Source organism: Bilophila sp. 4_1_30 (assembly GCF_000224655.1).
GTDB classification, from domain to species: domain Bacteria; phylum Desulfobacterota; class Desulfovibrionia; order Desulfovibrionales; family Desulfovibrionaceae; genus Bilophila; species Bilophila wadsworthia.
In genome coordinates, this window is sequence record NZ_JH114231.1 from 131,329 (window position 1) to 140,493 (window position 9,165).

At 61.5% G+C, this 9,165-nt stretch carries 11 protein-coding genes; 9 read left to right on the plus strand and 2 right to left on the minus strand.

Annotation, left to right across the window (positions count from 1 at the left end; genetic code table 11):
• The first annotated feature begins 23 nt into the window (after positions 1-23).
• From HMPREF0178_RS00615 to HMPREF0178_RS00655, 9 genes are all read left to right on the plus strand, one after another.
• Positions 24-239: a DVU_1557 family redox protein gene (locus tag HMPREF0178_RS00615; RefSeq protein ID WP_005027380.1), complete on the plus strand. Its 216-nt coding sequence runs from the start codon at positions 24-26 to the stop codon at positions 237-239.
• The gene (gene trsM / locus HMPREF0178_RS00620) at positions 236-946 is read left to right on the plus strand and encodes a DVU_1556 family methyltransferase (protein WP_009367964.1); all 711 of its coding nucleotides are present in this window, start codon (positions 236-238) and stop codon (positions 944-946) included. Before HMPREF0178_RS00615 ends, trsM begins: the two co-directional genes overlap by 4 nt.
• Complete coding sequence (locus HMPREF0178_RS00625; RefSeq protein WP_009367965.1) at positions 943-1,392, plus strand: DVU_1555 family C-GCAxxG-C-C protein; 450 nt, start codon at positions 943-945, stop codon at positions 1,390-1,392. The genes trsM and HMPREF0178_RS00625 overlap by 4 nt, the downstream gene beginning before the upstream one ends.
• Positions 1,389-2,756 (plus strand): radical SAM (seleno)protein TrsS, encoded by a 1,368-nt coding sequence (trsS, locus tag HMPREF0178_RS00630; RefSeq protein ID WP_009367966.1) that lies wholly within the window; start codon positions 1,389-1,391, stop codon positions 2,754-2,756. The genes HMPREF0178_RS00625 and trsS overlap by 4 nt, the downstream gene beginning before the upstream one ends.
• On the plus strand, positions 2,753-3,835 hold the full coding sequence (locus HMPREF0178_RS00635) for a DVU_1553 family AMP-dependent CoA ligase (protein ID WP_005027371.1): 1,083 nt from the start codon (positions 2,753-2,755) through the stop codon (positions 3,833-3,835). The genes trsS and HMPREF0178_RS00635 overlap by 4 nt, the downstream gene beginning before the upstream one ends.
• A 94-nt stretch (positions 3,836-3,929) precedes the next feature.
• The gene (ruvA, locus tag HMPREF0178_RS00640; RefSeq protein WP_005027369.1) at positions 3,930-4,541 is read left to right on the plus strand and encodes a Holliday junction branch migration protein RuvA; all 612 of its coding nucleotides are present in this window, start codon (positions 3,930-3,932) and stop codon (positions 4,539-4,541) included.
• Positions 4,541-5,569 carry a Holliday junction branch migration DNA helicase RuvB gene (gene ruvB / locus HMPREF0178_RS00645; RefSeq protein ID WP_009367967.1) on the plus strand — a complete coding sequence of 343 codons (1,029 nt, stop codon included), beginning with the start codon at positions 4,541-4,543 and terminating at the stop codon, positions 5,567-5,569. Before ruvA ends, ruvB begins: the two co-directional genes overlap by 1 nt.
• An 11-nt stretch (positions 5,570-5,580) precedes the next feature.
• Positions 5,581-6,309 carry an FAD-dependent thymidylate synthase gene (gene thyX, locus HMPREF0178_RS00650; RefSeq protein ID WP_005027364.1) on the plus strand — a complete coding sequence of 243 codons (729 nt, stop codon included), beginning with the start codon at positions 5,581-5,583 and terminating at the stop codon, positions 6,307-6,309.
• Between the two features lie 11 nt (positions 6,310-6,320).
• Positions 6,321-6,788, plus strand: coding sequence for a phosphatidylglycerophosphatase A (locus HMPREF0178_RS00655; RefSeq protein WP_009367968.1), 468 nt, complete (start codon positions 6,321-6,323; stop codon positions 6,786-6,788).
• 398 nt (positions 6,789-7,186) lie between these two features.
• On the opposite strand, the gene HMPREF0178_RS00660 is transcribed toward HMPREF0178_RS00655, so the two are convergent.
• Both HMPREF0178_RS00660 and mutS read right to left on the minus strand, forming a co-directional pair.
• Positions 7,187-7,654 carry a hypothetical protein gene (locus tag HMPREF0178_RS00660; protein WP_009367969.1) on the minus strand — a complete coding sequence of 156 codons (468 nt, stop codon included), beginning with the start codon at positions 7,652-7,654 and terminating at the stop codon, positions 7,187-7,189.
• A partial coding sequence (gene mutS / locus HMPREF0178_RS00665; protein WP_009367970.1) for a DNA mismatch repair protein MutS occupies positions 7,651-9,165 on the minus strand: 1,515 nt, incomplete at its 5' end. The genes mutS and HMPREF0178_RS00660, both read right to left, overlap by 4 nt.

Below are 9,165 nucleotides of genomic sequence, written 5' to 3' on the forward strand. Positions count from 1 at the left end.
GAATTCCCGGCAGGAGGATCATCATGGCTATGGAACCGAATTATGCGCCGGACCCCGGCGACTGGGTATGTACCCGCTGCCAATGCCCTCTGGAGCAGGTCAAAGTTCAGGTCGGCTATCTTGGCAGTGCGTTTGACGTCTCTTTGCCCCGTTGCCCGTCCTGTGGGCTGACGATGATCCCCAAGTCGCTGGCTGAGGGAAAAATGGCGGAAGTGGAAGCCCTGTTGGAAGACAAATGATCCCGCAGCATCGGGAAGAGCCCTTATGCCAGCGGGAGCTTTTCCGGCTGGCGTCGGCGGATTGCCTCCGTCCCGGCGGCGTGGAGCTTACCGAGCGGGGGCTCACGCACTGCGCTTTCGGCGGCGGCGAGCGGGTGGCGGATTTGGGCTGCGGTCCGGGCGTAACGCTGGCTTTGCTGGCGGAACGCGGCCTGAGCCCCGTGGGGATGGACCGTTCCGCCGCCATGCTTCAGGAGGCGGAAAGACGGTTATCCGGAGTGCCGCTCCTCGCGGGGACGCTTGAAGGCCTTCCGTTTCGGGATGCTTGCATGGACGGCATAGTCTGCGAATGCGTCCTCTCCCTGTCGTACACCCCTGAACGGGCTTTGGGGGAGATGGGGCGTGTCCTGCGGCCGGGGGGACGGCTGTTGCTTACGGACATAGTGGTCCGCGAGGTCAGCCACGGAGCGGGCGGGCAGGGCTGTGCGCGCGGTGCCGTGCCTGCTGACGTTGTGGCGGAACGGCTGGCGCGGCAGGGATTTCGGATTTTGGCCTCGGAGGATCATTCCCGATTGCTCGGTGAACTGGCGGGCAGGCTCCTGTTTCAGGGGGTTCCCCGTTCGGCGTTGCTCGCATGGATGGGAGCATGTCCGGGGAGCGGCGATTCGGCGTGTTCGGGAAAACGGTTCGGGTATTGGATGTTCGTCGCGGAAAAGGGGAGCAAATGAACGCATTGATGTTGGAACTCATACCTCTGATTCGGGAAGGATATTGTTGCAGCCAGCTCCTCGTCCTGCTCGTCTTGCAGCAGCAGGGTGTGGAAAATCCCGGGTTGGTCAGGGCCGCTGGCGGGCTTTGTCACGGAATGGGGCAAAGCGGCGGTGCGTGCGGGCTTTTGACGGGAGGCGCGGCGGCGCTCGGGTATCTGGCGTGCAAAGGGGCCGCGGGTGAAGCCGCCCATCCGATGGCGGAACCGCTGATCAACGACTATGCGGCGTGGTTTGCCCAGCATGTATGCACCGGAGGATGCCGGGATGTTTCCTGCCCATCGATTCAGGAAAAAACGGGCGGCGGCGCTGACATGACCTTGTGCGGGGATCTGCTCGCCGAGTGTTGGGACAAACTTGTCGATTTGTGCGCCGAGTACGGGATCGACATGACGGAGCCCCGATGATGCCCCCGGCCCGTTCCCTGCCGCAGGCCACGGAGAGCGTCTGCCCCGTCTGCTTGCGGCGCATTCCCGCCGAATATGTGCTTGATCCGGCGGAAGAGGGTATCCCCTCCGTTCTTTTGCGTAAGGAGTGCCCGGAGCACGGTGTTTTTTCCGTTCCCGTATGGCGCGGTATGCCGGATTTCCGGTCTTGGGTCCGCGACAAGACGCCCTCGCATCCCCGGCATCCGTTCGTGGAGCGGGAGCGCGGTTGTCCTTTCGACTGCGGGTTGTGCCCGGATCATGCCCAGCATACCTGTACGGGGCTGATTGAAGTGACGGGACGGTGCAATCTGCGTTGCCCCGTCTGTTATGCCAGCGCCGGAGAACAGGTTGCGCCGGAACCGTCCCTTGAGCGTATCGCCTTTCAGATGGATCGCCTCAGGCAGGCTTCCGGGGCGTGCAATGTGCAGCTTTCCGGCGGCGAACCCACGGTACGGGACGATCTTCCCGAGATCATCCGCATGGCCAAAGCACGCGGTTTCGCGCTGATCCAATGCAACACCAACGGATTGCGTCTAGGGACGGAGCCCGGATACGCGGCGAGTCTGCGCGAAGCGGGGTTGGATTCCGTTTATTTGCAATGCGATGCGGCGGATGATGCGGCCCATGAGATCCTGCGCGGAAGGCGTTGCCTTCCCGAAAAGCTGGAAGCAATCCGGGCGTGCGGCGAAGCGGGAATCGGGGTCGTGCTGGTGGCGACCGTGGCGGCGGGCGTTAACGCCGATCGTCTGTGGCCGCTGGTGGAAATGGGATTGCGTCTGGGGGCACATGTCCGAGGCGTGCATTTTCAGCCCATGTCTTCGTTCGGACGTTGCCCGTGGCGATCCGATGGCGCGCCGCGCGTGACATTGCCGGAGATCGCCGCGGAGCTGGAACGGCAGTCGCAAGGGCAAATCCGATGGACGGATTTTCATCCCCCGGGCTGTGAAAACGCGCTGTGTTCCTTCAGTGCCGTCTATCGGAGAAGCGGGGAAACATTGGAGCTGGTGCAGGGCGCTTCTTCCTGTTGCGATTGCGGAGAAACGCCGTCCGCCGCTGAGGGGGCCCGCAAAGCCAAAGCCTTCGCCGCCCGGCACTGGAGCGCGCCCGCGTCCCCGGCAGCGGCTCGGGATGGGGATGCGTTCGATCGGTTTTTGGCGTCGGCGGGGATAGAGCAGCGCTTTACCGTGTCCTGCATGGCGTTTCAGGATGCCATGACGCTGGATCTGGAGCGGGTCAAAGGGTGCTGCATCCATGTCGTCAGTCCATCAGGAACCTTAATCCCATTTTGCCTGTACAACCTGACCTCGTTTGACGGCACCACGTTGTACCGGGGCCGTGTATGATGAAGCGCCCGTTTCTGGATGACTGGATCGCGCGTTGCTGTGGGCTGGAGGTGCTGAGCGAAGAATCGTTGCGGCGGTATCAGTTGAACAAAATCAACGAGGTGTTGCGCTATACGGAGCGTAACAGCCTGCTGTACCGGAAACGTCTTGCTGGCGTTTTTGAACGTCACGGTGAGGCGATCCGGGCGGGAATGTGGCCCGCGTCGCCCGACGATGTGACGCAATTGCCGTTTACGACGGCGCGGGATCTCGAGGACGGCTGGAAGCGGTTTGTCTGCGTTCCGCTGGATGCCATCGCCCGGATGGTGACGCTGAGCACGTCCGGAACAACCGGAGAACCCAAACGGCTGGCCTTCGCTTCCGCTGATCTGGAGCGGACGCTGGATTTTTTCGCCCACGGCATCAGCGTGCTGGTGCGTCCCGGCGATACGGTGCTCATTCTATTGCCCGGAGCGGAACGCCCCGATGGGGTTACGGATCTGCTCATCCGGGCATTGCCCCGGATCGGAGCCCGGGGCGTCGCCGGAAATCCCGCGGCTGAACAGGCTGGCTTTTGCCGGGAACTGGAGCTGCATCGCCCGGACTGTCTGGTCGCCGCGCCGGGACAGTTGCGCCGTCTTTTGGGTGCGCATCCGGCCTCCCCGGGAATCAGGGCCATTTTGTCGAGCGCGGAACCTTTGCCGCAAGATTTGGAAGAAGCGCTTGTCCACGGCTGGCATTGTGAGGTTTTCGATCACTACGGCCTCACTGAGACAGGCTACGGCGGCGGGGTCGAGTGCTGCGGGAAACAGGGATACCATCTGCGTGAAGGCGATTTGTTTTTCGAAGTCGTCGATCCGGTTTCCGGTGAGCCTGTGCCCGACGGGACGCCGGGTGAAGTGGTCTTCACCACATTGACGCGTCAGGCCATGCCGCTGATCCGTTACCGGACGGGAGACATGGCGGCCATGTTGCCCGGCCCGTGCGTTTGCGGGAGCCCGCTGAGACGGCTCTCGCGGATAAGGGGGAGGTTCCGGAAGGTCGGGGGCAGGCTGGAAGTGCTCGCTCCACGCAAGGGCTGGATGGAAGATTCCGGCTGACATGAGAGGGGGTTTCCTCCCGGCGGGGTTTGGGCTATGCTGGCCCCCGGTACGCCATCCGGGTGTTGCCGCTCAAACAGGGAGAGAACACCCCATGATCGCTTATATAGAAGGGCGGTTGGCGGAAGTGTGCGCCAACGCTTGCGTCGTCGTCACGGAAGGCGGCGTCGGCTATGAAGTCTACCTGCCGCAGCAGACGCGGCTTCAATTGCCGGAACGCGGCGGCCATGTCCGTTTCTACATTTGCCATATCGTCCGGGAGGACGCGCAGGAACTGTTCGGTTTTGAGACATGGGACGAACGGCAGACGTTTATTGTGCTGACGTCCATTTCCAAAGTGGGCGCACGGACGGCCCTCGGCATCCTTTCCGCGTTCCGCCCCGACGACCTGCGGCGCTTGGTGCTTGAGGACGACGTGCTTGCGCTCACGCAGGTTTCCGGTATCGGCAAGAAGAGCGCCCAGCATATTTTCCTTGAGCTCAAGTATAAATTGAAGGTTGAGGACATGCCGGCGGCGGCCTCGTTGCAGCTGGGCGTGCCCGGAAGCGTCTACCGCGACGCGCTGACGGGTCTCGAAGGGCTTGGTTATGCCGAAGCCGAAGCCGCACCCGTTTTGAAGAACATCCTGCACGAGGAGCCTGATCTTGAAGTCAGCGAAGCCCTCCGTGCGGCCCTGAAAGCCCTTGCCCGCGAACGGCAGAAGTAATGTCCGATTCTCCTAATACGCCATCATTCCTTCCCCCCGCAGACTTGGCGAAAGAACTGTCGGCTCCTGACTCCGGCTCTCCCGGTGACGAAAGCATCCGTCCTTCCCGTTTGGAGGATTTCATCGGACAGGAGGAGCTGAGGGCCAATCTGCGCGTCTTCCTGAACGCCGCCCGTGAACGCGGGCAGGCGATGGATCACGTCCTTTTTTACGGAAACCCCGGCCTCGGGAAAACGACGCTCGCCCAGATCATGGCGGCGGAATTGGGGGTCAACCTGATCTGCACGTCCGGCCCGGTGCTGGAACGGAGCGGCGATCTGGCGGCCATCCTGACCAATCTGTCCCGACACGACATCCTGTTTGTGGACGAAATCCACCGGATGCCCATTGCCGTGGAGGAAATCCTGTATCCGGCACTTGAGGATTACAAACTCGATTTGGTGATAGGGCAGGGGCCCGCCGCACGCACCGTCAAAATCGATCTGGAGCCGTTCACGCTCGTGGGCGCCACGACGCGCATCGGCTTGCTTTCCTCTCCGCTGCGGGACCGTTTCGGCATCATCAGCCGCCTGGAGTTCTACACGCCTGAGGAGCTGTCCCGCGTGGTCATCCGTTCCTCCCGTATTCTGGGGGTGCCGATCACCGAGGGCGGCGCGCTGGAAATCGGCCGCCGTTCGCGGGGAACGCCGCGTATCGCCAACCGGCTGCTGCGGCGCGTGCGCGATTTCGCCGCCGTCTACGGTTCCGGCGTGGTGGACGAGGAACAGGCGTCCCACGCGCTCCGGCGCATGGATGTGGACGAGAACGGGCTGGACCAGATGGACCGTAAATTATTGCGCGTCCTTGTGGACATTTATGGAGGAGGGCCCGTGGGCGTGAAGACGCTGGCCGTGGCTTGCTCCGAAGAAGTCCGTACGATTGAGGATATTTACGAGCCGTATCTTATTCAATGTGGATTTTTGAAGCGCACCTCACGGGGCAGGATGGCTACGGCGAAAGCGTATAAACATTTAAATATGCTCGGATAGCCGGAGACCATATGCCCGTAGTCCAACCTCGTGTCGAATTGCTTGCCCATACGCCGGAACCGCTTTCCTTGGTGTATGCGGCGTTTCGTCAATGCTATCACGCCGGATTTGTGGCCGATATGTGGCCCCGCCTGCTCGCCGGGGACATCGGCCGCGAAAAGCAGGCTCAGTTTGTGGCTTCCATCATGGAGTCCGGCCATGCCAGCCCGGTTGAGCACGTCAGTTTCACCTTTGCGCTCGGCGGCGTGTCCCGCGCCTTGACGCATCAGCTCGTGCGCCACCGTATCGCCTCATATTCGCAGCAGAGCCAGCGCTATGTGGACGGTTCCGATTTCGACTATCTGATCCCGCCGGAGATCCGGAAAAATCCGGAAGCGCTGGCGCGGTTTGAAGGGATCATGCGGGAAATTGGTTCCGCTTACCGGGATCTTAAAGGATTGCTTGAAGAAGCAGGTCGGACCGGGTCCAAGGCGAATGAGGATGCGCGTTTTGTCCTGCCGCAGGCCACGGCGAGCAACATTGTCGTGACCATGAACTGCCGCGCGTTGCTGAATTTCTTTGAGCACCGCTGTTGCCGCCGTGCGCAGTGGGAAATCCGGCACGTTGCGGACGAGATGCTCGCGCTGTGCCGGGGCGTGCTGCCCGAGGTGTTTGGTCTGGCTGGTGCCAAGTGCGAGCGGCTGCGGTACTGCCCCGAAGGGGAAAAATTCTCGTGCGGGCGTTTTCCTGCCAAAGCATAGAGAGGGTTGTAATGGATAAACTGATACTCGCCTTTTGCCGGCTCGGTTTTGCGGGGCTGTCTCCTATCATGCCGGGGACATGCGGTTCCGCGTTGGCGGCGGTTCTGGCTCCGTTTCTGTTCATCCCGCTGCCGTTCGTCGCCCGGATTGTGGTGCTCGTGCTCGTGTTTTGGATTGGCGGGATGGCCGCGACCCGTGGCGAGCAGATACTCGGCTACAAGGATCCGGGTGAGATCGTTATCGACGAACTGCTCGGCATGTGGCTGGTCCTGTTGCCGTTTTCCGATCCTGGTTGGGCGAAAATCGGCATTGCCTTCGTCTTATTCCGTATTTTCGACATGCGGAAGCCGTGGCCCGTCCATGCGTCCGAGAGCTGGCTGCCCGGAGGCTACGGCATCATGATCGATGATGTCATGGCGGGTCTGCAGGCGCTGCTGGTCATGTGGCTGTTGCAGCTGGTCGGTTTTTGGGGTGTCTGAACAGTGTGATGCCCCATCAGGGAATGGGATTTTTTCGCAGAGCCTCTATTGGGGATAGAGGCTTCCAAAGGCGAAGGCGGAAATTTCCCCTACGGCGGAATCTGGCGGAAGCATTTTTAAGCGCCATAAGAGAAAAACGCGGCAGGTCCTTTTTGATGAAGGCTTTGCCGCGTTTTCAATATAAGAGGGGATGGTTAAACCTATCCTCTTTTTTTGATGGCCTTGCTCCAAAGGCCGTTTGTGCCGGAAAACTGCGGGCAGGCTTTTGGTATGCACAAAAGGTTTTGGAGGGAGGTAGAGGCGTTTCTTTTTGGAGGGTTTTCAGGGGAAGTGAGGGAGCCTTTCCCGAGAAAAAGGCTCCCTCACTGATACTTTCAGAGTGTTTCGAGGAATCTGATCTAGCGAACGGTCTTCACAGGGGTCAGCGCGTAGGGGAAGGCCATGAAGACGTTCCGCGCCACCAGACGCCAGCGGTACGCCGCCGCCTTGGTTTGCGGGCAGTAGGTAAACGCGAACCGCGTTCCCGAATCCGTGGGGACGGCTTGCTGCGGCGTCAGTTCCTGCGTTTCGCGCGGGGTGAAGGGGCAGCCTTCGCAGGTATCCTGCGGCGTCTGCAATTCCTTCGGCAGGGTGGAATCGGCGGACGCGGCCAGCGGCTCCAGCTCGATGGAGAAACCGTCCACGTTGCGCGCCGCGCCTTTCATGAGCGCGGAGATGGCGAGGCAGCCGTTTCCGGTGAGGGCGGCATCAGCGCTTTCCCACGAGAAAAGGTTTTTCTTGTCTTGGGGGACCGGATCCCCTTTCTTGCCGCATCCCGCCGCGATCAGCAGCAGGCAGCACAGTATCGGCGTGATCCATGTTTTCATTGCTTTGGGGCTCCCCATAAAAGTTTCCATTCCGTGATTCGTTTCAGGGCCTCAAGAGGGGTCAGGGCATCGGGATTGGTGTCCCGCAGCGCCACGAGCAACGGGTGCTCCGGTTCCGCAACGGCGACTTCCTCGACGGCCTTCTTGGGCTTGGACTCGGGAAGCTGGATGCCGGGCAGAAGGTTCGGCATGACCTGGCGGACGGGCGAAGAGCTTTTGTTTTGCTCCAGTTGGGCGAGGATTTCCCGGGCCCGCTGGACGACGGGCTGTGGGACGCCCGCCAGACGCGCAACTTCGATGCCGTAGCTCCGGTCGGACGGTCCGGGGATCAGGCGGCGGAGGAAGACGATTTCCCCGTTCCATTCCCGGATGGCGATGTTCATGGTGTGCACGCCGGGGATCTTGCCTTCCAGTGCCGTGAGTTCGTGGTAATGCGTGGCAAAGAGGGTTCGGATGCTGCCCCCGGCCCGCCTTGCCAGCTCTTCAGCAACCGCCCACGCCAATGCCAGCCCGTCGAACGTGCTCGTGCCGCGTCCGATTTCATCAAGGATGACGAGGCTGCGCTTGGTGGCCTGACGCAGGATGCGCGCGGTCTCCATCATCTCCACCATGAACGTACTCTGGCCTTGCGCCAGATTGTCCGAAGCGCCCACGCGGGAGAAGATGCGATCGCACAGGCCAAGCTGCGCTTCCCGGGCCGGGACGAAAGAGCCCATCTGCGCGAGGAGGCAGATCAGCGCGGTCTGGCGGAGCACGGTCGACTTACCGGCCATGTTGGGGCCGGTGATCAGCAAGAGCCGTCTGTCCTCATCCATATGAAGATCGTTGGGCACGAACGCGGCTTCCCCGATGATGCCCTCGACGATAGGGTGACGTCCTTCTCTGATCGTGATGGATTGCCCGGTATGGAGCACGGGGCGCGACCAGTTGTGGCGCACCGCCGTTTCCGCCAGCGACTGCCAATAGTCCAGCTGCGCCAGCATGTCGGCCATGAACAGGATGCGGGGGCGGGCTTCCGCCAATGCCCCGCGAAGCTGCTGGAACAGCTTGTACTCAAGCGATTTGCGCCGGTCGGCGGCGGAAAGCAGTTTTTCTTCCAGCTCCTTGAGGCGGACGGTCGTGAAACGTTCGGCGTTGGCCAGCGTCTGCCTGCGGATAAAATGCTCGGGAGGTGTGCCGCCAACGGCTTTGGACAGCTCGAAGTAGTAGCCGAAGACCCGGTTGTAGCCAAGCTTGAGCTTGCTGATGCCCGAGGCTTTCTGCTCCTCGTCGAGCAACGCCTTGACCCTGTTTTCCCCGTGCTCGACAAGATCCAGCAGTTCGTCCAGTTCGGCGTTGTAGCCCTGCTTGAACAGCCCGCCTTCGGTGATGAACTGCGGCGGATCGTCGGCAAGGGCTTTTTGCAGCGTGGCGGCGTGGTCGCCGAGATCATCCCAATGTTCCGTAATGGAGCGGAGCACTCTGGGCGTATCGGCATCGGAGGACGTGATAGCGGACTTGACCGGAGGAAG

Excerpts from the sequence above, each read along its gene's own strand:
- HMPREF0178_RS00615 (WP_005027380.1), top strand. The coding sequence starts at position 24 with ATGGCTATGGAACCGAATTATGCGCCGGACCCCGGCGACTGGGTATGT.
- trsM (WP_009367964.1), top strand. The coding sequence starts at position 236 with ATGATCCCGCAGCATCGGGAAGAGCCCTTATGCCAGCGGGAGCTTTTC.
- HMPREF0178_RS00625 (WP_009367965.1), top strand. The coding sequence starts at position 943 with ATGAACGCATTGATGTTGGAACTCATACCTCTGATTCGGGAAGGATAT.
- trsS (WP_009367966.1), top strand. The coding sequence starts at position 1,389 with ATGATGCCCCCGGCCCGTTCCCTGCCGCAGGCCACGGAGAGCGTCTGC.
- HMPREF0178_RS00635 (WP_005027371.1), top strand. The coding sequence starts at position 2,753 with ATGATGAAGCGCCCGTTTCTGGATGACTGGATCGCGCGTTGCTGTGGG.
- ruvA (WP_005027369.1), top strand. The coding sequence starts at position 3,930 with ATGATCGCTTATATAGAAGGGCGGTTGGCGGAAGTGTGCGCCAACGCT.
- ruvB (WP_009367967.1), top strand. The coding sequence starts at position 4,541 with ATGTCCGATTCTCCTAATACGCCATCATTCCTTCCCCCCGCAGACTTG.
- thyX (WP_005027364.1), top strand. The coding sequence starts at position 5,581 with ATGCCCGTAGTCCAACCTCGTGTCGAATTGCTTGCCCATACGCCGGAA.
- HMPREF0178_RS00655 (WP_009367968.1), top strand. The coding sequence starts at position 6,321 with ATGGATAAACTGATACTCGCCTTTTGCCGGCTCGGTTTTGCGGGGCTG.
- HMPREF0178_RS00660 (WP_009367969.1), bottom strand. The coding sequence starts at position 7,654 with ATGAAAACATGGATCACGCCGATACTGTGCTGCCTGCTGCTGATCGCG.